Origin of the sequence: Cohnella sp. GbtcB17, assembly GCF_019091135.1 — a bacterium.
In the GTDB taxonomy this organism is placed as follows: domain Bacteria; phylum Bacillota; class Bacilli; order Paenibacillales; family Paenibacillaceae; genus Cohnella.
The window spans coordinates 99,200-124,485 of record NZ_JAGXJW010000014.1 but is presented as its reverse complement, the minus strand read 5'-3'; the positions used below and the strand labels follow the sequence as shown (position 1 = coordinate 124,485).

19 protein-coding genes are annotated in these 25,286 nt (G+C 54.8%); 4 read left to right on the top strand and 15 right to left on the bottom strand.

Features of this window, described 5'->3' with window-relative positions:
- Positions 1 to 194: 194 nt before the first annotated feature.
- Together KVT38_RS10060 and KVT38_RS10055 are read right to left on the bottom strand one after the other, a co-directional pair.
- Positions 195 to 674 carry a DinB family protein gene (locus KVT38_RS10060; RefSeq protein WP_217593574.1) on the bottom strand — a complete coding sequence of 160 codons (480 nt, stop codon included), beginning with the start codon at positions 672 to 674 and terminating at the stop codon, positions 195 to 197.
- A gap of 189 nt (positions 675 to 863) precedes the next feature.
- Positions 864 to 1,274 (bottom strand): GNAT family N-acetyltransferase, encoded by a 411-nt coding sequence (locus tag KVT38_RS10055; RefSeq protein ID WP_217593573.1) that lies wholly within the window; start codon positions 1,272 to 1,274, stop codon positions 864 to 866.
- 84 nt (positions 1,275 to 1,358) lie between these two features.
- Between KVT38_RS10055 and KVT38_RS10050 the strand changes: the two genes are divergently transcribed.
- Together KVT38_RS10050 and KVT38_RS10045 are read left to right on the top strand one after the other, a co-directional pair.
- Positions 1,359 to 2,060, top strand: coding sequence for an HAD family hydrolase (locus KVT38_RS10050; RefSeq protein WP_217593572.1), 702 nt, complete (start codon positions 1,359 to 1,361; stop codon positions 2,058 to 2,060).
- Between the two features lie 79 nt (positions 2,061 to 2,139).
- Complete coding sequence (locus KVT38_RS10045) at positions 2,140 to 2,433, top strand: hypothetical protein (RefSeq protein ID WP_217593571.1); 294 nt, start codon at positions 2,140 to 2,142, stop codon at positions 2,431 to 2,433.
- Between the two features lie 150 nt (positions 2,434 to 2,583).
- On the opposite strand, the gene KVT38_RS10040 is transcribed toward KVT38_RS10045, so the two are convergent.
- The 11 genes from KVT38_RS10040 to KVT38_RS09990 all read right to left on the bottom strand — a co-directional run bounded on the left by KVT38_RS10040 (position 2,584) and on the right by KVT38_RS09990 (position 22,151).
- The gene (locus KVT38_RS10040; RefSeq protein ID WP_217593570.1) at positions 2,584 to 7,128 is read right to left on the bottom strand and encodes an S-layer homology domain-containing protein; all 4,545 of its coding nucleotides are present in this window, start codon (positions 7,126 to 7,128) and stop codon (positions 2,584 to 2,586) included.
- A 167-nt stretch (positions 7,129 to 7,295) separates the two neighbouring features.
- A complete protein-coding gene (locus tag KVT38_RS10035) occupies positions 7,296 to 10,436 on the bottom strand; it encodes a hypothetical protein (protein ID WP_217593569.1) in 3,141 nt (1,046 codons plus the stop codon).
- Positions 10,437 to 10,499: 63 nt separating this feature from the next.
- Positions 10,500 to 11,324 carry a carbohydrate ABC transporter permease gene (locus tag KVT38_RS10030; protein WP_217593568.1) on the bottom strand — a complete coding sequence of 275 codons (825 nt, stop codon included), beginning with the start codon at positions 11,322 to 11,324 and terminating at the stop codon, positions 10,500 to 10,502.
- Complete coding sequence (locus tag KVT38_RS10025; RefSeq protein ID WP_217593567.1) at positions 11,324 to 12,202, bottom strand: carbohydrate ABC transporter permease; 879 nt, start codon at positions 12,200 to 12,202, stop codon at positions 11,324 to 11,326. Before KVT38_RS10025 ends, KVT38_RS10030 begins: the two co-directional genes overlap by 1 nt.
- 112 nt (positions 12,203 to 12,314) lie before the next feature.
- A complete protein-coding gene (locus KVT38_RS10020) occupies positions 12,315 to 13,700 on the bottom strand; it encodes an ABC transporter substrate-binding protein (protein ID WP_217593566.1) in 1,386 nt (461 codons plus the stop codon).
- 146 nt (positions 13,701 to 13,846) lie between these two features.
- Positions 13,847 to 15,955, bottom strand: a complete 2,109-nt coding sequence (locus KVT38_RS10015) for an apiosidase-like domain-containing protein (protein WP_217593565.1) — start codon at positions 15,953 to 15,955, stop codon at positions 13,847 to 13,849.
- 19 nt (positions 15,956 to 15,974) lie between these two features.
- Positions 15,975 to 17,060 carry a glycoside hydrolase family 99-like domain-containing protein gene (locus KVT38_RS10010; RefSeq protein WP_217593564.1) on the bottom strand — a complete coding sequence of 362 codons (1,086 nt, stop codon included), beginning with the start codon at positions 17,058 to 17,060 and terminating at the stop codon, positions 15,975 to 15,977.
- Positions 17,061 to 17,168: 108 nt separating this feature from the next.
- Positions 17,169 to 18,722: a response regulator transcription factor gene (locus tag KVT38_RS10005; RefSeq protein ID WP_217593563.1), complete on the bottom strand. Its 1,554-nt coding sequence runs from the start codon at positions 18,720 to 18,722 to the stop codon at positions 17,169 to 17,171.
- A complete protein-coding gene (locus KVT38_RS10000) occupies positions 18,719 to 20,452 on the bottom strand; it encodes a cache domain-containing sensor histidine kinase (RefSeq protein WP_217593562.1) in 1,734 nt (577 codons plus the stop codon). Before KVT38_RS10000 ends, KVT38_RS10005 begins: the two co-directional genes overlap by 4 nt.
- Before the next feature lie 87 nt (positions 20,453 to 20,539).
- Positions 20,540 to 21,565: an AraC family transcriptional regulator gene (locus tag KVT38_RS09995; RefSeq protein ID WP_217593561.1), complete on the bottom strand. Its 1,026-nt coding sequence runs from the start codon at positions 21,563 to 21,565 to the stop codon at positions 20,540 to 20,542.
- A 79-nt stretch (positions 21,566 to 21,644) separates the two neighbouring features.
- Positions 21,645 to 22,151, bottom strand: coding sequence for a MarR family transcriptional regulator (locus tag KVT38_RS09990; protein WP_217593560.1), 507 nt, complete (start codon positions 22,149 to 22,151; stop codon positions 21,645 to 21,647).
- Between the two features lie 174 nt (positions 22,152 to 22,325).
- Here KVT38_RS09990 and KVT38_RS09985 point away from each other — a divergent pair, with 174 nt between their 5' ends.
- A complete protein-coding gene (locus KVT38_RS09985) occupies positions 22,326 to 23,336 on the top strand; it encodes a nitroreductase family protein (protein WP_217593559.1) in 1,011 nt (336 codons plus the stop codon).
- Between the two features lie 95 nt (positions 23,337 to 23,431).
- Here KVT38_RS09985 and KVT38_RS35365 read toward each other — a convergent pair whose 3' ends face one another.
- Both KVT38_RS35365 and KVT38_RS35360 read right to left on the bottom strand, forming a co-directional pair.
- Complete coding sequence (locus KVT38_RS35365) at positions 23,432 to 24,064, bottom strand: substrate-binding domain-containing protein (RefSeq protein WP_306795310.1); 633 nt, start codon at positions 24,062 to 24,064, stop codon at positions 23,432 to 23,434.
- A 21-nt stretch (positions 24,065 to 24,085) separates the two neighbouring features.
- Entirely contained in the window at positions 24,086 to 24,391 is a 306-nt protein-coding gene (locus KVT38_RS35360) for a LacI family DNA-binding transcriptional regulator (RefSeq protein ID WP_368859077.1), read from the bottom strand.
- Between the two features lie 152 nt (positions 24,392 to 24,543).
- On the opposite strand from KVT38_RS35360, the gene KVT38_RS09975 reads away from it, so the two are divergent.
- On the top strand, positions 24,544 to 25,224 hold the full coding sequence (locus tag KVT38_RS09975; protein ID WP_217593558.1) for an HAD family hydrolase: 681 nt from the start codon (positions 24,544 to 24,546) through the stop codon (positions 25,222 to 25,224).
- The last annotated feature ends 62 nt before the right edge of the window (positions 25,225 to 25,286 follow it).

The window sequence follows — 25,286 nt, the reverse complement described above, 5'->3', positions numbered from 1 at the left end:
CCCTTTTGCACTTATCGGCATCTTTCCCAGCGCTTCGCCGGTGCCGATAGTGCCCTTTTGCACTTATAGGCCCCCTTGCCAGCGCTTCGCCGGCCCAGATAATGCCCTTTTGCACTTATAGGCCCTCTTGCCAGCGCTTCGCTGGCGCCGATAGCGCCTTTTTGCACTTATCGTTACAAACCAGCTGCAAAGACTCAAACAACCGCTGCAATCTGACCCTGATGATGGCGGTCGTGATCGTTAAACTCATGGATGATGTAGAGCAGCGAATAGGGCGTACCGGTGTGCGGGCAAGTCTCGATGCCGTTTACCGTGACGTATTTTGCTGCAACTTCGGGCTCGTCCAACAAACGTTCGACCAACGCATGGCGCGTTTGCTTGAATTCGTCGAGCAGGCGATCCTGGGCTACCCCCGATCGGGCGTACGCATACGCGATCTGGTTAAACGCATCGAACGCCGGAAACGTCACCCCTTCGCCGCGCTTGATCGCGGGAATGACCGTATCGATCAGGTACTGGTCCCAATGCTGCAAATGCGCGATAATCTCCGCTACGGTCGCTTTCCCCTCGGCAACGGGCCCCGACCATATCCGTTCGTCGATCCTCCGCAAAGTGTCCGTCCAGTCCGTGAATTGCTTAAAAAGAACGATCGTATCGGCGCCCAAGCTGATCACAGCGACACTCCCTCCAAACGCTCAATATCGCTGCCTAGCCTGTTCATGCCGTGAAGAAATAAGATCATCGGATAGTCCGCTTCGGTCGAGGAATAGTCATGGGGGAGAAATAATTGATAGTTAGCGACCGTGTTCTGAGTCGAATCGGCTTGGCGACTATGACTGCTTACGGGCATCTCGTTCACTCCTTTAAGACAAGTTTTTCGTAAATATCATTTCTAAAGGCTCCCGCTCAAGCAGCAAGCAACCCGAATCCCGATAGCCGGACTTTCTATAGAAATGCTGCGCCTCTTCGTTAGATAAAGTGGACGTCATCACCAGCCTAAAACCCTTTTGCATCATCTCCTCTTCCCAGAAACGTATAGCTGTCCTTCCGAATCCCTTGCCGCGATAAGGTTCATCGATCCAAATCATATTCATGAACGGCGTATTGTCCCAAAAGTATCCATAGCGCATCCAGCCGATCGTGTCATCATTGTCCGATTTAAATAGATATATTTCTTTTTGCCTTATTTTTGGCGCAATTAAGCTTTCCAACACATGTCGATCATGTTCTCTTATGTATTGATAGTCGGCCTCAGTCGCATAAATAATTTTCAAAAGTCCCCCTCCAAACGAACCGTTCACCGGTATAATCATAATACGCATCCGAAAATTCTAGCATCGCATTCCGGGAGGTAGTACGTGAGCTACAAGGCGATTCTCTTTGATCTGGACAATACGCTGTTAAACTACTCGATGAGCGAGCTCAAATCCATGCAGAACACCGTAGAAAAGCACGGGCTCATTCATAAAGCGACTTTTTCTTGGGACGCTTTCTGGGCGCTTTTCAGCGACGTCAACTTCCGTTATTGGAACGAGCGCATGGTATCCAACTATACGATTTATCAAGTTCTCGAATACTCGTTCCGGGATACGCTCCAAGGTCTCGCGTTGGATCACTCGGAAGCGAGACTCCTCTCTACGTTATACTGGGAAACCTTTTGCCGCGCCTGCGATTTCGAAGAGCATGCCATGGAGATCCTGACTCACTTGCACGGCAGGCACAAGCTGGCCATCATCTCCAACGGCATCGGCGAAGCGCAGCGCAGCAGGCTTGCGGCGGGCGGGATGAACCACTTTTTCGATGCCCTGATTATCTCAGATGAAGTAGGGTACTGGAAGCCCGACAAGCAAATATTCGACGAAGCGCTCCGGCAATTAAGCATTGACCGCAGCGAGGCTTTGTTCGTCGGCGATTCGTTGCGGGACGATTATGTTGGAGCCGTCAACGCCGGCATCGACTTCTGCTATTACAATCGGTCGGGCCTGCCGATCGATGCGGAAGTTCGCCCGAAGTACGTCGTTCATAGTTTGATGAATGTGGCGAGCTTGCTGGAGAGTTAATCATGGCGTTTCCGCGAAAGAGGTGAAACATGAGCATACTCGACGGTCTCTAGCTTCCCCCAAGGAGGTTGGAGAACAGATGAGCAGAAGTTTTAAAAAAGCGCCGGTTTGCAACGATCATACGACTCCGGGCACATGTCAGGCCAAGCGGATGGCTTCCAAGGCCGTTCGACGCTACAAAGACGAGATGGCGAACGGCAAGTGGTATCGAAAGCTTTATTGCTCCTGGATCATTTGCGATTATCGGTTCTACCAGACGAAGCGGCAAGCGATCTTGGAGTGGGAGACCGAACGCTGGGCATGGAGACAAAGACGCGCCAAAACCCAAGAAGAATGGATCAATCACTGGGAAAAGTTCTACCGTAGAAAATAAGAACAAGCGCCGGTCAGGGAAGCCCGGCGCTTGTTCTATGTGAGGCGAAAGAGTGCTTTGGCCGTCTCCCTTTCGTAAATGATTGCTTGTCGCTTCCATTTACCAAGGAACGGCTTTTTGCCGTTTGCTAAATGTTCGGGGCGCTCGTCATTATTCGTTCAAGAGCCTCATGATAGCCACCGCCGCTTGCGCCCTTGTGACGATCCCCGTTGCGTCGAAGCGATTGCCGCTCACGCCCTGCAACAATCCTTCATCCACAGCGGTCGCCACATAACGTACTACCCATTTAGGAATCCGGTCTGCGTCGCTAAAGGAAAGAGAAGACGCTTCTACATCTGACGGTACCTGCAATCCGGCAGCCCGGACAAGGAGCGCCGCCAGCTCAGCCCTGTTAATGATTGCCAGCGGGCGGAATGTACCGTCAGCAAAGCCGGTAATCAGACCCTTTTGTGCTGCTTGAGCGACATACGACTGCGCCCAACCGGCGATACTGCCAGCATCGGTGAACGTAACCGCTGATGCATCTTCTGTCGGAAGCTTCAACGCGCGAGCCAGCATGGCAATGAATTCTGCGCGGCTCACTTCCCTCTCAGGCTTAAACGTCCCGTCTTTATAGCCGGTTATGATCCCAAGCTCCACGGCCTTGCGAATGCTGTCCGCCGCCCAGTGACTGCCCGGCACATCGGACAAAGTGACCTTAACACCCGAATCCGAATCGTCAGGCTTTGTATCCGGATCTTTATCCGGGTCCGGCACTTTACCCGGATCCGTCCCTTGATTCGTTCCCGTGCCGGATCCTGGCTGCTGCGGATCTACGATCGAAGCGACAGAGAACTGAATCTCGTAGACAGACTTCCTGATCCCGTCTTCCGCCGTCACTTGAATAACGGCCTTACCCGTCGTAGACGCCGCCTGCGTAACCGTGACCTTTGCCTTCTGATGCATGGACGCTGCGGTGACGACCGGTACGACAGTTGTTCCGGCAGGAAGCTGGACATCATAGCTCGTTTTACCCGAATCAAACCCTGCAAGCGAACTGCCGTCAACGGCAATCCCCTTCAGTCTTGCATCATGAGATTCGCTATCCATGTACACTTCGATTGCGCTGACCCGGGTGATTCCCAGTGAATCCCCCTTATAGCAGATAACTCGAATCTTCTCCGTTAAAACCTCGGGAATCAGGGCCTTAACCGCTTCGGATCCATTGCCCTTGACTGAATAAAGTGGCAGCCACTGGCCTCCGTCCCAATATTCGACATCAAAATCCTTCATTTGGAACCCGCTGGTCGAATAGATCTCGACATGATTAAAAGCCGTCGGCTGCTTGAATTGCACCTCAAGCCATTGCGGGTTGTCATACGAGGTCTTTTCATCCAGGCCTGACGTCCACCCTGTCCAATTTCCATGTTGGCTCGTAATGGCCTTGATCGGACGATAGTCGTTAACATAATCCGTAGAGGATGCCGTGACGGTCGCCCCCTCGAATAGCGGATTAACGATGACGTCGTTGAATTCGATCGTATAATCGTAGGTTCCGCTGACGCCCGAGCCGTCAAGCGCGGTAGCCACCACTTTTACTGCGCCTTCCTGGAGAAGTTGAATAACGCCCGTATCGCTGATTTTTGCCTTGTCGGTAGGCGTAACGCCATCCGGCTCGTATACGGCCCATTCGACCAACTGATTGAGCGAATCGGCAGGATCGAAGTAAGCCAGCAGTTGACGGTTGCCCCCGTCCTTGATCGTAATATGCCGAGCCAGGGCAGGAGGCTCGCTCTTGTCTTGCCGGGCAATAATAACCGTTTTGGCGGCCATTCCGCTGCCGTCCTTGGCAGTTGCGGTAACGCGAACGATACCGTTGCCCAGCGCCGTCAGCATACCGGTCGCATCAATCGAAGCCAGATCGGTAACCGAGCCGTCCGGATTGACCACGTTCCAGTTCACATCGTTCGTCCTGTCGCTGCCGGCCCTATTCGCCGTCATCTGAAGTTTGCCATGCTGCGTAAAAATCGTAGTCGCATTGTTCTCGCTGGATACCGTGAGCTTGGGTGCAACAGCGGATTGGGCCGAGGCGACAAGCAATATCCAATCTTGCTTGTCCGGCTTCTCTGGAACGGTCCACTCTCCGTTAATCGGTACCACTTGATCGGAAATGAGCGTATATTCGCCCGTCCTCGTGTTGTACCATTGCGCTTTATAGGTTGTATTCGCCATCCTTTTCAGCTTCCCTGTCTTCTTGGAGCTATCGGCGAAATAGGCGACGTACGTATGGTTGCCAATCGTACTTAGGAACGATTGGGCATCGGCCGCGAAGTCCGCATAACTGGTGTCGCTGAACACGGGTGTCAGCTTCCACCATTCCATATCCGAATAGAACCGTTTAAAGTAAGTCATCTGGCTGCCCGCCGTTGCTTGCAGCCCATCGAACCAGCGGTAATAAGGGCCATAGTGGAACCAGTCGTCCGGCGAATGCTGAATCGCCCATACCCCTTGGGCGCCATAGCCGAAGCCGAACGAGCCGTTCTGGAATGCGATGTACGGCGCGGTCCGCGCCTTATCGGACGTCACCCCGTTATGCTCGTAAGCCGATTCATAAGTGACGATCGGTTTGATGATCGGAAACGCCATATAGGACGCAAACAGTTCCTTGGTAAAGGTTAAAATTTGTGCCGCAAACCAAGAATGATACGGCTTATCTCCCCATGTCGTCTCGAACGTCGGCACCACCGCCATGTGGGCGGTTAGCGGCTGCTTGTAGCTGTCGCTGTCGTGTATGCCCTGGGCTACAAAGTGCCAGTACTTATCGTCGCTATTGAACACGGGAGGATCGACTTCTTGCGCCGTCGTCCATAATACCGGGTAAGCGCCATACCTGGCCTGCCAGTACCTGCCCAAACGCTGGAGCAAATCAGGATCGGTCACATTCAGCACGCTATGGAAGGTCAACGCCGCGTTCGCATGGACAAGCCCGGCATCCGCGACATATTGAAATTTCCGGTCGATATCCGCAAGCTTGGCCAAGCTGTCCGCTTGAATGCCCCGCGTCACATTCAGTCCGATCCCATTGGCATACAGCGGCTCCGATTGATAGACGGTATAGCCTTGGCTGACGCGATGGTCGACCGCATATTTGAACTGAGAATCGATGCCGTCGACATTTGACGATTCAAAATCTTCGTCCGGCATGAGCCAGTGCGTGTCTCCCAAATAGAAAAATGGCGTCTGGTCGTGGTACATAAAATAACGCTTGTTTTCGCCTGTCGTTAGAAAACCCCGCTTATAGATTTCCAGCGTTCCCTCGTAAGGTACGGCCGTAAACGTGATCGGCGCCGTCCGATTCAAGCCTTCGTCCGCGGTATCGTTCGATACCGTCGTTACTTTCCATTCTCCCGCTGCCGTAGGAGCAAATCTGACTTTCCACGTATTCCCTCCGTCCCAGAAAGCCGGCCGAGTTAATACCTCGCCGTCCGGACCCGTAAAGGTAGCGGTTACGTCTACATCCAGGAAAGGATCTCCATAGGATTTCCCGCTTTCGAGCGACATTTCCAGTTCCCGCCACACTTCTGCCTCAGGCAAAATGACGACGTCGGTCCAGCCGGCTATTCCCGAGCCGTCCGCAGCCGTTGCTTCTACGGTTACGACACCCGGCGACTTGGCAGTCAGCAGACCGGTCGCGGGATCGATAACCGCTGCGCCTGGCGAGCCATTTTTAGCATATACGCTCCATGTGACCGATGATTCCGTGGCCGTTGCGGGTTGAACTTCGGCATTCATTTTCATGGACAGACCGTTGACGACCTCAAGCTTCGCCGGTCCTCTTACCAAGATGCTCTCCGCCGCAATTGGCTGAGAAGAATAGACTTGCAATTCATATACGTTCGCCCAATCGCGTGCCGTCAAACGAACATATCTGCCTTCCGTCCCTTCGGGAAGCAGCGCCCCCAGCTCGTTCGGCTGACGCTCTCCGTCCGTAGCGGATTTATCCTTCATATAGTCGTATTCGGCCCCGTTGCCGCTCACGACCACTGTCCAATGCACAGCATCGTCGGACACATAGAGCTTATTCGTCCCGTGCCACATCCGGTTGAAAAGCACCTTAACATAATCGAGCTTAAGCTTGCGGCCTAGATCCACGTACATGTCGACCAGACCGTAGCCCCCTGCCATCGTTGCAGGATTGCCGTCCGTCAGGTTAACCGGATCTCCATCGTTAAATTTCATGCCGTTATAGCCGGTAACCCGAGCCCCTGTGGAGACGATTCTTAATCCGGAAGGCGCTTCGCTGTAATCGGTATTCGGAGCAACAACCTCCTGTGAGGAATACACCCGTATTTCATAAAAATTAGCCCAATCCTTGGTCGATATGCGGACATATCTCCCCTCGGTTCCTTCGGGCAACAGTGCCCCCAACTCGTTCGTCTGGGTTTCTCCGTTGGTAGCGGTCGTATCCTTGATATACTCGTACTGACTGCCTGAACCGGTAATAATCTGCTGCCAGCTCTGAGCATCATCCGAAACATAAACCGTATTCACGCCGTCCCACATTCGGCTGAATAGAATGTTCACATAATTTAAAGGCATTTTCCGCCCCAGATCCACATAGAAGTCGACCAGTCCATACCCTCCGGACAACGTATCCGCCTTGCCGTCCGTCAAGTTAGCCGGATCGCCTTCGTGGAATACCATGCCGTTAAGCACGTTAACAGAAGCTCCATTAGAAACAAGATAGGATTCTGCCGGCGCTTCACTGTATGTCTTGCTCTCTTCAGCTTGCACGACTCCAATAGGCAAAACTTGGACTATTATACACAGAAGAAGCAGTGGTGCAATCAGTCTTACTAGCCGTTTATTAACCATGATTCGATTCACTCCTCGGCGAGTCTATTGGTTTTCAGTAAAAGCCGCGGGTTTTGCATGAGCCCGGCGGGGACAAGCATGTAATGCTCCTTGAAGAAGTCTCCCTCCGTCAACCAATGATCCGGGCCATAAGACGAACTATGAATCGGCTCCATATGGAGCGGGCCGAACGTATTTCGACGCGTCAGAACAACGTCCAGCCATAGCGGCGCATGGGAGAAAACGATTTCAGAAACATCGGTTACATTAGGCCTCCAGGGGATTGAGGCCATCGCCGCGTTTGGGCTTCCCGCTCTTAGGCATGCACCTTCGTAAGCGGGTATCTCCAATGAAATAGAGGATCCTCCGATAGATTCAAAATGTGCCATGACCTGTTCGATTAACGAATCGTAAGGCAGCTCATAGCTGACTGTCCCGCCATAGAACGGCAGTCCCTGGTCCGCCAGATTGCCGATTACGAGCCGATCCGGCAAATCGCGGATTGTTTTTCTCGTCCCCTGCACCTCTACGCCGAAGTGACCGAGCAGATAGACCGCCTCCAAGTCCGTTGCCGCGTCGAAGTCAACCGTTATCTCTATCCGGTTCTCTCCATCCCGAAGATATGCCGCCGGAATCGGGATCGTTCGGAATACAGGGTCGACCCACCATTCCGTGTTGCCCTGCAACGTGAGCGTCTCACCATTGACGGCAATGTTTTTCTGTTCCGGTCTCTCTACGGCAAGCCAGCAATCAGCATCGGCTGCTCCTTGTCGATAAAATTCATAGGCCAGCGTTAATTGGTGCCCGAGACGATGCGTCGGCGATTTATGTTTGATGACATGCCAAGGCTGCACCATGTCACCCGATCGGAAGGGGAACCCGAGTTCCTGGCGGACTTTGCGGTCCAGCTTCAGAATCTCGCACGCCTCTTCCCATTCGTTTTCGCCCAGCCTCCAGGAAGCGCGATCCAGTACGCATACATTCGGCTCGTCAAGCTTGAACTTATAGGGGCCCTGGAGTTCATATGCCGCCGCAGTCTGCAAGCTGCTCCGCTGGGGCAGTTCATCCTCCTGTTGCTTGGCAAGTACGAATATCCGCTCGCCTGCCGGGGAAAAATCGGCGATAAGCTCCGCCGAGTCTGCCATCTGCTTGAAAGGCACCGCAAACCGCTCTCCCGTCATACAGTTCCATTCTTCCACGCATCCGGCATACGGAATTTGCACTTTCACGTTCGTATAATAGGCATCGCGATTGATGTTGAGTAAAATGACATACGTGTCGTCATTGTCTCTGCGAACCTGCGCGAAGATGTCGGCAATCGGCCTTCCTTGCTCGTCGCATACAGACACCTGCGCACCCCGCAGATGAATCCCGATCTGCGATACCGCTTCTTCAAGCAGCGGCAATTGTACCGACTGCTCGGCAAGCGCCCGGCATTCGCCCGAGGGTTCGGCATTCACGTATGCAGGCGCTTCTCCCGCGAAGATTACCGTACCTCCGGCATTCCGGAATTCCTCCAGCAGCCGCAGAGTAGTAGAACGGATCGTCGTCATGCCCGCAATCAGAACCGTTCTGTATACTGCTTTACCGACTCTGAACACCGCATGGCCATCTTCATCCCGTTCGACCGCGGACAGTCGCTGCATGATCTCCTCGTCTCCGTAATCGAAGTCGACCCGCGAGCCCGCGAGCCAATGGAATACATCGGCGAATTGCGTTTCCAGCAGCCGGATTTCCGGCGTATTGGCTTCCAGGGAGTCGGCCCACCCGGCACGGACCTGACACCATACGCTCTCGATCGGATGAATGACCAGAAGCTCGCATTGCGGTTCCCCATGGCTCATCACGGTACCCAGCCTGGCGAAGTAGGTTTCCACCGTCCGATAGTCCTTCCACCACGCCGACTGGAAGGAGATGCTGGCGGGAAAATCCCGCTTGGACTCGCCCTCCATCGTGTACCAGGACAAGTGGTGACAGCGCAAGTTAATCCCGAACAGCGTCTGCCAATTCCCGACCGCTTTGTGACCTTCGAGCGGCATCTGCCAGCCGGTGCAGCCGTACAATTCGGACAGCAGCCACTTCCGCCCGATTTGTCTGGCCACCGACGACAGCTGCTTGGCTACCCAATAGCATCGGTTCCCTTCGTTCAGGATATCGATGCCGGGATACTCCATATGCTCGTAGTAACGCATGACAGATCCGATCATGGCCGTCTGCGCACTAAGGGAATCCTCATGCAGAACATGCCCGGTTAACACCAAGCCGTTCGAACGGCACCACTCATCCAGCGGCTTTGCGTAGCCGTCGATAAACAGCTCCTGCAGCAGGTCCACCACATGCCATTTCACTTGCGAGATCTTTCGACCTTCCGGCAACAAGAACACCTCGGGCAGCCGATCCAACAAATCGTAACCGAATTTGGCAGAGAAGCGTTCAAACAGTTCATACGTCCAGGGAAGCAAAAACTCAGGGGACGCGTTGGTTATGCTGAAGGAGGTCATAAGCGGTCCGCGATGGGGTTCGTCCGTGAATATACCTGTGATTGCCTTTCCGAACAGGTCTCCCATGCGATTCTTGTATTGTTCGTGCGTAATCTTTATAAAAACTTCCGTTGCTTCGCGGTTCATCGTATCCACATAGGTCTGTCCATTATAAAAACTGTCGGGTTCCATCTCGACGATCTCGAAGGCAATGACATATGATTCTGACACAGATACTAACAAGTCCTCTTCCCTTAATCTTCGACCGTCATAATAAGCATTGTCTTCCAGCCTGCATGCGAAGGCGGCAATCCATGAATCCTGCCAACGAGCTTGATCTGACGGAACAATCTGCATCTTCACAAACTTCCGGCGGAATCGCGGCTCCTCTGTGACCATCCCCCCGGCAGTGCCGCTCGGCCATCGGTCTTCATCGTACAGCCAGGCCTCCATCCCCCGTTTCTGCGCTTCTTCCGCGCAAGCCTTCGTCAGCTCGAACCATTCGTCTCCCAAGTATTCCGTGATCAACCCGGTCCGCGAGTGCATAAAAAAACCGCCGAACCCCATTTGCTCGAATACGTCGATCTGCCTGAGCAACTCTGCGCGATCAAGCTCTCCGTTCCAGGACCAGAAGGGCTTGCCCCGATATTCATTGCCGGGATTCTTAAACTTTGAAAATAGTTCCTTCATTTAGCTGCTATTGCTCCTCTCAAACCCGTCTCAAGCTTGTCTCGCCGGTGCAGCACTGCTTGCTTATCCTTTGACCGAGCCCATAACGAGCCCTTTAAGCATATGTTTCTGCGTCAATATGAAAAAGAGAAGCAGAGGCAGCATCGCCAGGACGCTGATCGCGAATACCGGACCGAAATTGGTGGACTGCTTGTTGAAAATAAACTGTACGATCATCGGCATGAGCGTCATTTTCTCCGACGAGTTCAGGAAAATAAGCGGAGTCAGGAAGTCATTCCAGATTCCATAGGCGTTCGTGAGAATAAAAGTACCGGTAGCCGGCAGCAGCAAGGGAAAAATAATGACCCAGAATGTCCGTACGGATCCGCAGCCATCTATATTTGCCGATTCTTCCAACTCGCGCGGAATCGACTTCGTGAACGCAGCATAAAGGAAGGAAGCAAACGGAATGAACCCTGCCGTATATAAAAAGACAAGCAAGAGTCGCGTATTGATCAGATGAAGAGAAGTCGCCAGTTTAAACAAGGGAATGAGCGAGCCTACGGTTGGAATGATCATGCCTGACATAAACAAGTAGAAAAAAATCTGGAAGCCCCGTTCCTTCCGGCGTGACAGCGCATATCCGGCCATGGAGGCGACGAAAATGGTCAGCGACAAGCCTCCGATCGTGATGAGCAGCGTGTTCCACAAGCTGCGGAAAAATTCCACGCCTAGCGCCTGCTTGTAATACTCCAGATACAGCTGGTCCGGTAATTTAAGCGGCTTGTAGAAGATGCCGGGTTCCTTAAACGTCATGGCGACCAAATACAGCACCGGCAGCATAAATAGCAATGCCGCTATAATCAGCGCAATCTCCATGCCGAGAGAGGCCCGCTTGGAATCGTTCATCAGAGCTCGACCTCCTTACGGCGCGTGAAGGTCAATTGTACGATGGATACAATGACGATAAAGATGGCCAGCACGATGCCGCCCGCGGTGGCATAGCCGTAGTTGTTTTCCTTGAACGCCGCATTATATACCGCCAAAAAGAGCGTATATGATGAGGTGCCCGGACCGCCGTTGGTCAGAATATACGGTAAATCGAACAGCTTAAGCGCGCCGACCACCGTAAGGAAGAGTACGATAGATACAGCCGGCATAAGCATGGGCAGTGTAATGTAACGGAACAGCGAGAAGCCCCTTGCACCTTCGATCTCCGCAGCTTCGTACATGTCCTTGGGAATCGCCTGCAGGCCCGCCAGATAGATAATGGCGCAATAGCCGATCGCCTGCCATTGTGTCAGCAAGATGATGGACGGGAAGGAAGTCTTTACATTGCCCAGCCAATCTTCCGTGATGGCTCCGAGTCCGATCTGGTTCAACACCGCATTGATAAATCCATCGAATTGCAGCATTTGTCCCCATACGACTGACGCCACGACCAGGCTGATGATGACCGGCAAATAAAAGGCCGTTCGAATGAAGGAGCGCGTGCGAAATTGCCGATTAAGCGAGATCGCGACAAGCAGCGCCAGCGAGTTTTGCACGAGGAGGCCAAAAATCGCCATCTTCAACGAATTTTTAAGCCCCTCCGTCATATGCGGATCTTTCCAGACGTGCAGGTAATTGTCCCAACCGATGAATGTCGGTGCCCCGATTCCGCTCCAGTCGGTGAATGAATAATAAATGCTTTGGATAAAAGGAACATAAAAAAACAAAAGGAATATGGCGGCTGCGGGAACTAAAAAAAGGCTCGCCGCCACGACCTGCTTTCGCTTCAAATTCATCGCCGCAATTCCCTCTCTCAAGTAATAATGCGTTCAACCGCAGTTGCTGCGGTTGAACGGTAGCGGCTTAAAGTCGATACAAAGCCTTTAGATTTCCTTTATTCAGGCAAAATCACGATTGAGGCAGCACGACTGTCGCCTTATCCTTTTCCATGGCATTCTGCGCCGCCTGCAGATCCGAAGGATCGAACTTGACGCCCGAGACGACCTTGGTAAGAACGTCTACCATGGCATTGCTTGCGCTGGCCGGCATAAACGCGCTGAGTTTGTAAGGCAGCGTAAGTCCGCTGTCCAAATACTGCTTAATCGTATCGTTTACAGGATCCGTGCTTTTCACTTCCACGCCCTCCAGCGTCGGCAGGCTGCCCTCTCCTTCCTGCCACGGCCCCATAATTTCCGGGCTCAGAATCAGATTGACAAGGTCTTTCGACTCCTGCACCAGCTTGGTTTTGGCGTTGATGCCCAGTCCGCTGCCGGAGTTCACGACGAGGCTTTGATGGCCCTGATCGTCCATGAACGGGAAGAAACCGATCTGGAACGAATCGTAACCGCCCTTGGCGATATTTTCTTTATTCGAAGCAGGCATCCATGGGCCTTGAACGATCATCGCCGCTTCGCCGGAAGCGAATAGCTGTGCCGATTGCGGCCAGTCTATGCTAAGCGCGTTTTCGTTAAAGTAGCCCTTGCTTTTCATCGTCTCGATGTTCTGATAGACCTTTTGAATGACCGCGTCGTCGAACTTGATGGTCCCGTCGTACAGCTTCTTGCCAAAGTCCGGATCGTTCGGGAACGTATACGATTGCAGCCAGCACATGAGAAACATATCCGCGGTCCACAAGTCCTTGAAGCCGAGCGCGATCGGCGTTTTGCCGGCCGCCTTGATTTTTTCGCAAGCGTCAAGAAACTCTTGCGCCGTCTTCGGCGGTTGAATGCCCAATTGGTCGAACAGCTCCTGGTTGTACCATATGCCTCCGCCTAAGTAGCCCCAGCCCGACGCTCCATAGATCTTGCCTTCATAGTTCAAGGTAGGATCCTTCTTCGACGATTCGGACATTTTGGAGACCCAAGGCTCGTTCGACAGGTCCATTAAATTGCCGGCTTTTGCGTAGTCGAGCGTCTGGTAGAACGTCACGTCCGGCGCGGTGTCAGAGGCGAATTGCGCTTTAAGCTTGTCAAAGTAAGTCGCTCCAAGCGTAACGTCCCATTGAATCTTGGCATTCGGATAAAGCTTCTTGTAACCATCTTCAATCGCTTTTTTGAATGCCACTTGGTATGCCCGGTCATCCAGGAACCAGGCTCCGGCACGAATCGTAAACTTCTTGTCGTTGGAAACGACTTCGCTTTGCTGCGCTCCGGAATCCGTTGCGCTGCTGCTTGCGCTAGCAGGCGTCTCGGAGCTCCCCGAGCTGCCGCCCGCATTTTTGGAATTGCTGCAGCCCGCGAACACGGTGCTCGCCAGCAGCGTCAGCGCGCACAGGATCATCGCCCTCTTTTTCATACACATACCTTCTCTCTAAGAATGATGGCTTACACCCCAAAGTATAATGGCCTTGCCGCAACGCTTGGATGCTTGCATTCATGTTTATCATCGCTCTATTTTACTTCTGTTCTTTGTCGTCTCGGTTGTCACCCTGCCAGAGGCGCTCAAAGATGATAGAGCTCGAATTCGTAAAGGATCGGTGCGTTCTCGTTGCCGGACGTAAAATAGATTCGCGCTTTGCTCCCCGTCACGGCGGGGAACGTCAGCACTTTCGGAATGAATGTCGCGCCGATCGTCGTTCCTGTATACGCGGTCTGCCAGGTCGCGCCGTTCCAGTATTCGATTCGGTATCCCTGCGTCCGGTTGTTGTATTCGGTCAACACGACTTGGTTAAACGTCGTATTTGCGCCGAAATCGACGGCCAGCCATTGCCCGCTCCAGCAGCCGTTGCACGCTTGCCAATCGGTGATATAGTTCTGGTCGAACGCCTTGGGCGCCGTTTGACTCGTATCCCAGGACGACGAACTGGAATAGGTCTTGCCCAGCGCCAGATTGGTTGGCGCCGCGGCGGTCGTCTTCTGCACGAGCAGTACCCAGTCGGAGGCGTCCGGCTTACCCGGTATCGACCAGAGCCCGCCCGAAGCATGCACCGTGCTGGAGATCGTCGAATACGCGCCGGTGCGCGGATTGAACCACCGTGCCGTATACAGGCGGCTGTTGTCCATCTGCTTGAGCGTCCCGGACGCCGTCGTGCCGTTAAAGAAAAACACCACGTAGGTGCTGTTGCCGTCCGACGAGAGAAGAGAACGCGATCCGTCGCTGAAAGAACCCCAAGCGCCGTCGTCGAACCGCGGTGTGAGCTTCCACCATTCAAGGCTCGTATAGAAGGCTTTGAAATAAGAGAGCCGATCTCCCGTCGCCAGATTAGCGCCATCGTACCACCAGTAATACTTGGCCGGCATCTCATAGCCAGTGCCATAATCGTCCGGCACTCCCGGTTTGGCATAAATGTCGTTCCACACGCCGGCCGCCCCGTAGCCATAGCCGTAAATGCCGTACTGGAACGCCTTGTAGGCAGCGCCTAACGCACCGTTTCCGTCGGTCCAAAATTGGTCGTAAGCGCTCTCATAAAGCACCGAAGGCTTGGCGACGGCATTGTTCCAGAAGTTTTTGGCGATGCTCATCCCGGTCATGTCGCCCTGCCATTGCACGGCCCAGCCGTCGTGATAGGCTTTGCTCGCCCACCATGAGGTCGAAGCGACCGTGTAGCTCGTATCCTCCATGTGCGGCAGCAGCGGATGGCTGTAAGCGTCGTTGTCGGAGATGCTTTGGCCGACCGCGTACCATTTCTGGATCGTCGTCGCATCATAATTGCCGTATTGATTTTTATCTATTTCCTGCGCGATCGTCCAGATAACAGGATATGCCCCATAGCGGGCGACCCAGTATCGCGCGACTTTGGCCATATACGCGTTCGTGTAGACGCCGTAGCTTGCGGGATCGTTCGCCCAGCTCACCTGTGCATTGGCATGGACGAGGCCCTGATCCGCGATGTACTTGAACTTTCGATCGAGGTTCGCGAAGCCCGCAAGATCGGCGCTCGTAAAGCCGTCGCTCAGATTGGCGACCGCTTCCTCGTCGGCGCCCGCGTGCGTCCCGCCGCCGTGCGGCTGCCAGATCGGTTCCGATTGATAGACGGTGAAGCCTTGGGCGACCCTTTTGTCGACCGTGTACTTGAACTGAGATGCGACACCTGTCACGTTCGACGTTGAGAACCGCTCATGGGGCAGGATCCAGTGCGTATCGCCCAGGTAAAAGAACGGCGTACCGTCGGCGTAGGTGAGGTAACGGCCATTCGTGCTCGCTTTCAGGAAGCCGTGCTTGTAGATATCCTTGCTGCCCGTATAGCTCACGGCATCAACTGTCTTCGTCACGTTGTGCAGGCCCGCATTCGCCGTATCCGTAGCGGTCGTCGTCATCGTCCAGCTCCCGGTCTTCGTGGGCGCGAAGCGGACCTTCCACACGTTGCCCCCGTCCCAGAACGCCGGACGCGTAATGATCGTGCCGCCCGGCCCCGTAAAGGTCGCCGTCACGTCCACGCCGTTGAACGGATCCGCGTAAGTAACGGAGCTGTTCAACGAAATTTCGACTGCCTGCCACTGCTGTACCGAATAGTCGGCGGCATACGCCGTCCGGGCGCCGGGGATTCCCCCAAGCACCGCCAATCCCAGCATTGAGCCGAACAACACACAGAAGCAAACGATTTTTCGCATCTGAATCTCTCCCTCTCGGTCAAGAATGAAATACGTTTCGGATCGCTTCTAGATAACCCATGCCGTGCTTGGTGTCCGGTTCCAGATACCCCCCCTCCGTCCATTCGTTCCATGCATAGACGGTCAGCATCGGGAGCGAGAGCCGCGTGCGGTCCAGATACGCCTTGGCTTCTCGCAGCGCCGCTTCAAAAGCGGCCGGCGTATTGTCCGTGGCGACCGGCGTATACGGATAATCCCCTCGGACGTACGGTAGATCCGGATCGCAGCGCGGGCTCGGGTCCCACCCCATCGTTACGTTCGGATAGTAGGGTACGGAGGCGAACCGCGCCTGCAAGTCGTCCCACATCCCCGTCGCTTGCCGCGACCACGCCCCATAGTCGACGCCGGGGAACGATTCTGGCTCTGTATGATGCAGCCATACGTAGGACGTGACGCTGTCCGCGCCAAGCCTGGCGAGCAGCGCGTTCGCGTCGGGGCCGATGATGTCGGCATGCCGCGGATTTAATCCCCACTCGACGAAATTAAGATGCAGATCCGCATAGCCGGCTTCCCTGACCTTGCGGCGAAAGTCGGCCAGCGCTTCCGCCGTCGCCTCGATGCCGCCCAACCCACGGATTAGCGTCATGCATTCGTAGATCGAGAAGTACAGCTTCCCGTCGATCGTCAGGTAGTTGTCGTAACCGAGATAATGCCCCACAATATAATCGGTCATCGCGTCGAACCGCGCCCGGGACGCTTCGTTGTGATTCGCCCACATGAGCGCGAACTTCAGCCGATCCCGGTTGCCGGCCTGCAGGAATCCCTCTTCCAGCGCGCGCTGCAGGAACGGCCCCTCTCCCCCGCCCATGTCCCAATACCAATCGTACAAAAAGCAGGTAATGCCGTGGTCGGCCGCCTCCCGAATCTGCATCTCCGACACGCGCGGATCCGCTTCGTCAATCTCGCCCCAGAGCGGCCGCTTCGGCTGCTCATGCCCGGGAAAGCGGGGCTTGGCACTTCGCAGCGACGGCCATTCCGTCCATCCCTTCCCTTTGCTCGCTTCGTTTTTCGGATCCGCATGCCACTGCGGAAAGTAGTAAACCGCTACCTCGTAACCGCTGCCCATTCGAGAGCTCCCTCCTGCTTATCTCCAACAGGATAACTTGCTAGCTCAATTGTAATCGCTTCACTTTCTCGCATGGATACTTGCATTCTGGTTTATCATTGCTGTGTTTTACTTCCCTCCGTCGCGCTGCGCAGAGGCGTGGAGCTTGTAGGCGCTCGGAGACATCCCCACGACCTTTTTGAACAGCAGGCTGAAATGCGCGTAATTTTTGAACCCGACCGCGTAGGCCACTTCGTACGCCTTCAAGTCTTCGCTCAGCAGCCTGGCCTTCGCCGCCTCGATGCGGGTGAGCCACAGCAGATCGGAAAAGTTTTTGCCGGTCTCCTTCTTGATCACGCGGCTCAGATAGGAATAGTTGACGCTCAGCCGTTCGGCGACCATCCGCAGCGTCAGCTCGTCCGCATACGCTTGTCCGATGATCGCCTTCGTCTCGGCGACGAGCCGCTTGGGCGCCTGCTCGACCAGCGTGCCGATCCGGACGGCGCAGCCCTGCAGCAGCTGCTCGATATCCCGCATCATATCGGTCAGGATGACGCTGGACAGCAGCTTCTCCCGGATCCGCAGCTTGTCCTTCGGATCGATCGAGAGACCGAACTCCTCCATCACGTTCTCCGCCTTCTCGACCAGGTTGATGCAAAAATGCTGAATGTCCGGTTTGCCGGCGCCCACGGTCAGCATCGCCCGGTAGGCCTCACGCAGCGCGTTCGCGATGCCATCGCGATCGCCGATGCGCAGCAGGTCTTCCAGTCGGCTAGTGGACAACAGCAGCTGCCGATCCTTCTCGCTTCTTATCGACCGGATCGCCTCGTAGGCGATGACGGACCGCTTGCCGATCAGCATCCGATATTCCATGCATTCCGCGATCTGCCGGAGCGCGTCCGGCAAGCGGAGCAGCGACGGCTCTGCCCGGCCGATCCCGACCGACAGGGAGAGCTCGTTCGCAGTGCCTCCCAGCTCCACCATTCGCCTGGCAAGCTCGAACGCCTCTTCTTGCAGGCTTGCGGGATCGATCCCGCTCCCGCGCAATAACACATAGAGGCCGGCATTCGTTCCCTGTGTCCAATAGGGAACGGGACTTCGTTCCAGCGCCGGCATCACCGCCGCCAGCACGGCGCGCTCGCGGAACGGACTTCGCTCTCCGGCCGCTCCCGCGACCGTATCCAGCTCGCCGTAGAGCAGGATAAACGGCTCGTCCGGCTGATTGCGGTCGCGCAGCCACGTCAGCTTCTCCTCGTCGCGCTCCGCCGTCCCGCCGAACAAGGCAAAAAAAGCCTCCTGGTGCTTCCATTCCGTCATGAGCTGCTGCTGCACCTGCTTCACTGCCCATACCAGATCGGCCGCGACGAACGGCTTCGTAATAAAGTCCACGGCGCCGAGGCGGATCGCTTGCCTGGCATATTCGAATTCGTTGTAGGCGGACAGAAAAACGATCGGCAGCTCGGGCAGTTCCTTGCGAATGGCCTCCGCGAGCGCGATGCCGTCCATCACCGGCATGCGGATATCCGTCAGCAGAATATCCGGCCGGATGCTGCGCGCGAGGGTCAGCGCCTCCGCCCCGTTCGCGGCGACCCCCGCCACGCTGCAGCGGATGTCCGCCCATTCCGGCATACCTGCGATATAGTCTCGAATTTCCCGTTCATCGTCCACGACCAGCATTTTCATCCCGTCGATTCCTCCTGCCATATTTGGATCGGTATCGTCGCCCGCACCGTTACGAAGCCCCCGTCGCGAGTCAGCTTGACGCCATACTCGCTGCCGAAATGATGCCGGATGCGGTCGTTCACATTGTCCATGCCGGAGCCGAGCCCGCGCCTTGCCCGCTTCTCGCCGGCTCGCGGAGAATAGCCGTCCGGCGCGGCTTCTTCCTCGGGCGAAGGATTGCGGATCACGATCTCCAGATGGTAGTCCGCCTCCTTGACCTCGATCTCGATCTTGCCGCCTTCGGGCAAGCGGTCGATGCCGTGCAGAATGCTGTTCTCCACGAGCGGCTGCAGCATGAACCGGGGGACGGCCGCCTGGCGGAACATCGCGGGCAGGACGATGGAATACTGAAGCCGCTCCCCGAAGCGGTATTGATGGATCTGCAGAAAGCTCTCCACGTATTGCAGCTCCGTCGCAAGCGGCACGAAGGTGCCGCCGGGCGTGATCGAATAACGGAAAATGGCCGACAGCTTCCGCACGACATCAGGCACGTACTTTGCTTTATCCGGCGCCTGGGAGATGACGCTGATATATTCCATGATGTTGTACAGGAAATGCGGGTTGATATACATGCGGATCGCCTTCAGCTCCGCTTCGCGCACCCTCAGCTCGTTCTTATAGTTCGTCTCGATCAGCTCCTCCGTCCGGGTGACCAATTGATTGTAGCCGCGGCAGAGCATGGCGATCTCGTCCTGTCCGCGGATGTTCGGGAAGAGGCGGTATTCCGCAAGCTCCGCCTGGCGCATGAGCCGGTACAACCGCCGGATCGGATGGGTGATCCGCTTCAAAATTTGATAGGTCGTAATAAACACGGCCGCCCAGGCCGCCAGTGTCACCGCCAGCGCGAACAGCGTTTGCTTTTTGACCAGCGCGTTCGCGCCTGCGGTCGCGATACGGACATATTGAAAATCGGACGTTTGCGATTTCTGCCGCACGACGAGCCGGTCCTCTTGAACGCCCGAGTCCAGCAAATTGCCGATGTCGGACAGGTCGGAGGAGGATACGATCAAATTGTCCGCGTTCGCGATATAAAACGTACCAGGCTCGTAGGTCTCGTATAGCTGGGAGGCTTTGGCCGGATCGAGGGTCAGGACGAGCATGCCGATCTCCGTTTCCGAAGTCATCGCAGCCCCGCCGGCATACAGCTTCAGATCGCAGGCCATCCGCTTGTAGTCCGTAAAAAACGCCCATTGCGGCACGTTCGGGAACTCGAAGGGCAGCAGCCCAAACGCCGATACGTATTGCAAGCGCTTACCAGAATCCGTAGCATAGATGTCGCCCGCTTTGTTGATCAGATACATATTGTCGACGAATTCGCCGACATTGTTGCGGGCCTGCTCCAGCTCCGACTGCATCAGCTCGGCCGCGGCCGCTTCCTGCCGCCGGTGGTCCTCGTCCCCCGGCCTGATTCCCTCGCGGGCGTCCATCAGCAGCAGGGAACGGATCGCTTCCTGCCGCCCGAGCTCCGACAGCAGCTTGCGCACCTCATGCAGCCGGGCGTCGATCTTGCTCGCGGTGGCGTTCAGGTCCTGCTGCACCGTCTCCGTCTCCTTCTTCTCCAGCAGCTGATCGGAGCGGACATAGAAGGCGGCGCTGACGACGACGAGCGGGACGAGCGTCAGAATCGAATAGCTGATGAGCATCTTGTACAGCAGACGGGAGCGAATCGTACGAACAAGGCCGGCTAGCATGCCGGCCCCTCCTTGCCTTCATATGCAACGTGAGCGATCATGGCCTCGTCATCGAATGGCGTCTTTTGCAAACAACGTCCTCCTTGTCTAATTTTTAGTCTGCTCTCCTTCGAACACCCGCTTCATTGCTTTGCCTTCATTATAGGCGCGGGGAGCCGGATTGTAGTTAGAGGGGATATCGGAAAAGGTGGACGATTTTACGTCGGGAAGCATCGCGTCCGCATACTGTCTCGGCGATCTTTTTTCGTATCGCCTGAACAGCCGGCTGAAGTAATGCGCGTCGTCGTAACCGACCATCTCGCCGATGCGTTTGATCGAATGCTTCCCTTCCAGAATGAGCTCCTTGGCCCGCTCCATGCGGCACTGTATGACGTATGCCATCGGCGATTTTCCCGTCGCTTTCTTGAACATCGCGCGCAAGTGGTTGGGCGACAGCGCCAGATCGGCCGCCAGCCGCGCGAAGTCGATGTTCTCGCGGTAGTGGTCGCGCAGATAGTGAACGACCGCGTCGATCTCTTCCCTCCCCTGCTGCTTTCTGGCGCTCTCTTCCGCATACGCGGTATCCAGATACATGAGGCGCAATATTTTCAGCAAAATCGCGCGCATCTCCAGCTGGAAGCCGGGTGTCCGCTCGGTGAACGCGCGAAGCAGGTCTGTGAACAATCGTTCGTAATGAAGCGGATCGCCGGTCCGAATCAAGGACGGAAATTCGACTTCCCCCGGCTCGACGAGCGGACGTTCGTCCAAGCCTTCCTCGACGGGGAGCGTTTCCTGCGTATAATCGCAGTCCGTGTACACTTCCGGCGGAAAATCGAGCGTGGCGCCCATATACAGAAAATCGAAGTGAACCGCGAAATAACGCGAGTGTCCGGGGGGAATGACGCAGGAATTGCGCTGATGGGGCCGAATGACGTGCAGGTCGCCTGCGCCCACCGCGTAGGTCACGTCGTCAATGGCGTAGACGCCGCCTCCATGCGTGAAGAAGACAAGCTCATGGTCGTAGATATAGCGGGGCGGCACCTTGATGTCTCCCGGCCCGTCGTATTCGTGGATATAACGGACATAGGGCGCCAATTGCAAAAAATCGACTTTGCTGCGCGCGGAAACGGTCATGGCCGAGTCACCCCTTTGCGTTTCTGCCTCTATCTTCGCCGGATGGGCGATTCCAGTCAAGCCCGGCCGACAGACCGCCTTACAGCTTCATCTCGCCCTTCACCATCTTATCGGTCTGATCGATCAGCGTCTCGATAAACTTCAGCGATGCCGCAAGCTCGGATTCGGAAAAGGCGTCTAGCGCGCGTATGAAAGAAGCCTCTATCTTGTCGTGCATCATATCGTGCACCTCGAAGATCTGCCTGCCTTTGGTCGACAGGCTGAAGTACACTTCCTTTTTGTTGTCGTTCAACTGGCTTCGCTTGATGAAGCCCTCTTTTAACAGCTTGGCGCTTATTTTCGTGATGCTCGCCTTGGACAGATTCATCTTCTCCGCGATCGACGTGTTGTTAATGGGCTCGTGGCGCCCGATGCAATCGATGACGTGAACGCTGGTCATATGGCTTGGAATCGACGAGATGCCCTGCACGCGCGCAAGATCGGCAAACGCATCGATCTCGGAAGAGACCGTCTGCTCGAATACATGCAGATAGTGGTTGAATCGGCTGTGCAGCAATCGCTTCAGTCCGTCGGATGTGTTCGTCATGTCAAAGCGCCTCCTGCCGGATTGGTAGAACATCGTTTATTTATAAACAAATATATCACATTGAAATCGCGGGATGAAATTAATTTGACAGAATCGAACTCCGTGATTATAGTTTACCTGTAAACAATATTGAATGAACCATCGCTCCGTCGATGCGAAGGGGAGGCATCTATCATGAATTGGTCCAAGACGATTCGGGAACGAAGATCCGTCCGCCGCTATAGCTCACGGCCTGTTGCTCAAGAGACGATCGATTCCTTGCTGAATGAAGCCGCGCATCTATACCGGGCCGAAGGAGATGGCGCTTCGCATTGGCGGAGCCTCTGCTATCGCACGCCCGAAGCGCGCCATAGGCTGGCCGACAGCATGATCGCCAAGATCAAGGGAAGCACGCTCGGCAAGCTCCTGCCTGGCAAAATGATCGATCTGATCAAAAAGCAAGCGACGGATACGCCCGCACACCTGGTCTTCATCGCGGAATCCGGCAGCACGCAGCGGCAGAGCGACGAAAATTATGCGGCGGTATGCAGCATCATGCAAAACGTCCAGCTGCTGGGCTGGGAACTGGGAATCGGCATGCTGTGGTATACGGATCAAATATTGAACAGCGCTGCGTTTGAGCGGGAGATCGGTCTGCGGGAGGGCGAGCGATTCGCCGGCATTTTAAGCATGGGGTACTATGAAAAAGTGCCGAGAGCGCGCAAAAGAACGCCGGCGGAGCAGAAGTGGACGATCGTTGAAGGTGACGTGAGCGGGTATGCGGACCATCTTCAGGTATCTTCGCGTAGCGTTCTGGCCCTGCTGAACGATGCCGTCTGGGCGCCCAACGACGGACTGCGCGAGCCGTGGCGTTTTATTTATGCAGGAGGCGGCGAAGCGGCGGATCGGCTTCGCGCTCTGAACGGGGATGCTGCCGCGGCGTTCCTCCTGGTCGTGGCCAAGGAGGAATCGGATTCCCATAAACGCGAGGAAGATTACGCGGCCGTATGCTGCCTAATCCAGAACTTTCAATTGCTGGCCGCATCCGAGCCGTGGCCCGTCCGCCGCACAATGCCGGAATGGATCTACGATCCAGAGCATTGCAAGCCGTTCGGCGTCCGGCCGCAGGAACGGATCGTAGCGGTGCTGGCGCTTGGCGGCGACGGGCGAGATTCCCGCTCCACGCCGAGCAGCAAAAAGACATAGATAGGGCTATCGCGCAAAAGTACACGATCGAGAGCCGCATCCATCCGCTGCTTCGAGGCACACAACATCCGGCGGCTCTCCCGGCGCACCGGATCTTAAACGGTAGAGCGTTCAATCAACTTGACCGGTATTTCCTTTTGAACGAAGCCTCCGCCAAGCGAGCGAAGGAATAATTCCCGGCCGATCTCCATTAAGGGAATTTCAAAAGTGGTGATATTTAAAATTTTGGCGATCGGTTGGTTATCAAACCCGACGATGGCAAGTTTGGACGGCACATCGATTCCTCGCTCTTTGCAGCATGCTAATATTCCGGCTGCGACTTGGTCGCTCGTAACAAGAAGCGCAGTCGGGGGATTGTGCATCGCCGTCAATCGTTCTACGATCCATTCGCCGTCTTCAAAATGAACGGTATCATAAAAGATGTAATTCCGATCGAACGGTTCACCTATGCTGCGCAAATAATCCCGGTACGCCGCCTCCCTTTGTTTACTGCTCGTCCCTGATTTCCTGGCCAAGCAGCAGCCAATTTTACGATGACCCTTGCCGCTTAAATATGCCAACGCGTCTCTACAACTTTTATAATGATCGACAAACACGGACGACACCGAACGCCCTCTCGCATCCTCAAATACGATAATGGAACCGTAACCGGTGTACTCCTCAACAATTTCCCAATTGCTAATCTTTGAACAAATAATGAGGGCGTCCAGTTGTTTCAGTTTTAGCATTTTTAATGCTTCCAGCTCTCGCTACTCTTCGTAATTGGTTTGAATGAGTACCAAATTATAGTTGTTTTTTAAGGCTTCTTCAGCGATGCTCTCGACGACGAGACCAAAATAGGGTGTTTTTATGGAGGGAACCACCACGCCGGCGAGATTTGTTTTTCCTTTAATTAAATGAACAGCGTTCATATTCCGCTCGTAGTTCGTCATTTCCATTGCGCGCAACACGGCCTCTTTCTTTTCCTCGCTTACATACGGAATGCCATTGATGACGCGCGATACTGTAGTAACAGACACGCCGGCGAGTTTTGCAATATCTTTAATGTTGGCCACGATCCCCACTCCCTTCCCGAGAGCCGTTCCTATTGATTTATGTATAAGAGTTTCGCCTGCTTGACATGAAAAGCATTCCATACATTACGTTGGTTTTGCAAGCTTGCAGAACGAAATGCTTGAAACAACGCGTAAAGAGGAGGAGAAGCTCAATGAAATGCATCATTTTTGATCTCGACGGTACGATTGGAAACACATTACCGCTGTGTATCGCCGCTTTCAAAAAAGCGATCGAACCGTTGACCGGCAAAGCTCTGAGCGATCAGGAAGTTATCGATACCTTTGGACCTTCCGAAGAAGGATCCATTCAAGCTTTGATTCCCGACTATTATGAACAAGGAATTGAAGATTACATTCGGCACTATCGAGACCTGCATACGATGTGTACCGCTCCATTCGAGGGTATGAGAGAGGTTCTTGATTACGCAAAAGACCAGCAAATACGGCTGGCCCTGGTTACGGGCAAGGGTGAGCGAAGCGCTAAAATTACGTTGGACCTGTTCGGTATCGGTTCTTATTTCGAGGTGATTGAGACCGGCTCTCCGCAAGGTCCGAGAAAAGTTCAGGGGATTCAAAACGTGCTGAACCAGCTTGGGATCTCGCCTGCGGACAGTATATATGTGGGAGATGCACCCAGCGATATAACCGCATCCAGGGAAGCCGGCATTCCGATTGTATCCGCCGCATGGGCAGACACAGCCGACATAGAGCAGTTGAAAATGCTCCAGCCCGACAAGCTGTTTACAACGCTACAAGCATTCGGACAGTACATCCAACAGACGATCGAGGAACGTGATTCAATCGTGGGGAGTGCGCAGGAGCGCTCATCCTGAAAAGGAAGCCACGGTGAACCTCCCTGAGGAAGTTTTCCGTGGCTCTCTTCGGCTTTCTTTGG

Excerpts from the sequence above, each read along its gene's own strand:
- KVT38_RS10045 (WP_217593571.1), top strand. The coding sequence starts at position 2,140 with ATGAGCAGAAGTTTTAAAAAAGCGCCGGTTTGCAACGATCATACGACT.
- KVT38_RS10035 (WP_217593569.1), bottom strand. The coding sequence starts at position 10,436 with ATGAAGGAACTATTTTCAAAGTTTAAGAATCCCGGCAATGAATATCGG.
- KVT38_RS10030 (WP_217593568.1), bottom strand. The coding sequence starts at position 11,324 with ATGAACGATTCCAAGCGGGCCTCTCTCGGCATGGAGATTGCGCTGATT.
- KVT38_RS10025 (WP_217593567.1), bottom strand. The coding sequence starts at position 12,202 with ATGAATTTGAAGCGAAAGCAGGTCGTGGCGGCGAGCCTTTTTTTAGTT.
- KVT38_RS10020 (WP_217593566.1), bottom strand. The coding sequence starts at position 13,700 with ATGAAAAAGAGGGCGATGATCCTGTGCGCGCTGACGCTGCTGGCGAGC.
- KVT38_RS10015 (WP_217593565.1), bottom strand. The coding sequence starts at position 15,955 with ATGCGAAAAATCGTTTGCTTCTGTGTGTTGTTCGGCTCAATGCTGGGA.
- KVT38_RS10010 (WP_217593564.1), bottom strand. The coding sequence starts at position 17,060 with ATGGGCAGCGGTTACGAGGTAGCGGTTTACTACTTTCCGCAGTGGCAT.
- KVT38_RS10005 (WP_217593563.1), bottom strand. The coding sequence starts at position 18,722 with ATGAAAATGCTGGTCGTGGACGATGAACGGGAAATTCGAGACTATATC.
- KVT38_RS10000 (WP_217593562.1), bottom strand. The coding sequence starts at position 20,452 with ATGCTAGCCGGCCTTGTTCGTACGATTCGCTCCCGTCTGCTGTACAAG.
- KVT38_RS09995 (WP_217593561.1), bottom strand. The coding sequence starts at position 21,565 with ATGACCGTTTCCGCGCGCAGCAAAGTCGATTTTTTGCAATTGGCGCCC.
- KVT38_RS09990 (WP_217593560.1), bottom strand. The coding sequence starts at position 22,151 with ATGACGAACACATCCGACGGACTGAAGCGATTGCTGCACAGCCGATTC.
- KVT38_RS09985 (WP_217593559.1), top strand. The coding sequence starts at position 22,326 with ATGAATTGGTCCAAGACGATTCGGGAACGAAGATCCGTCCGCCGCTAT.
- KVT38_RS35365 (WP_306795310.1), bottom strand. The coding sequence starts at position 24,064 with ATGCTAAAACTGAAACAACTGGACGCCCTCATTATTTGTTCAAAGATT.
- KVT38_RS09975 (WP_217593558.1), top strand. The coding sequence starts at position 24,544 with ATGAAATGCATCATTTTTGATCTCGACGGTACGATTGGAAACACATTA.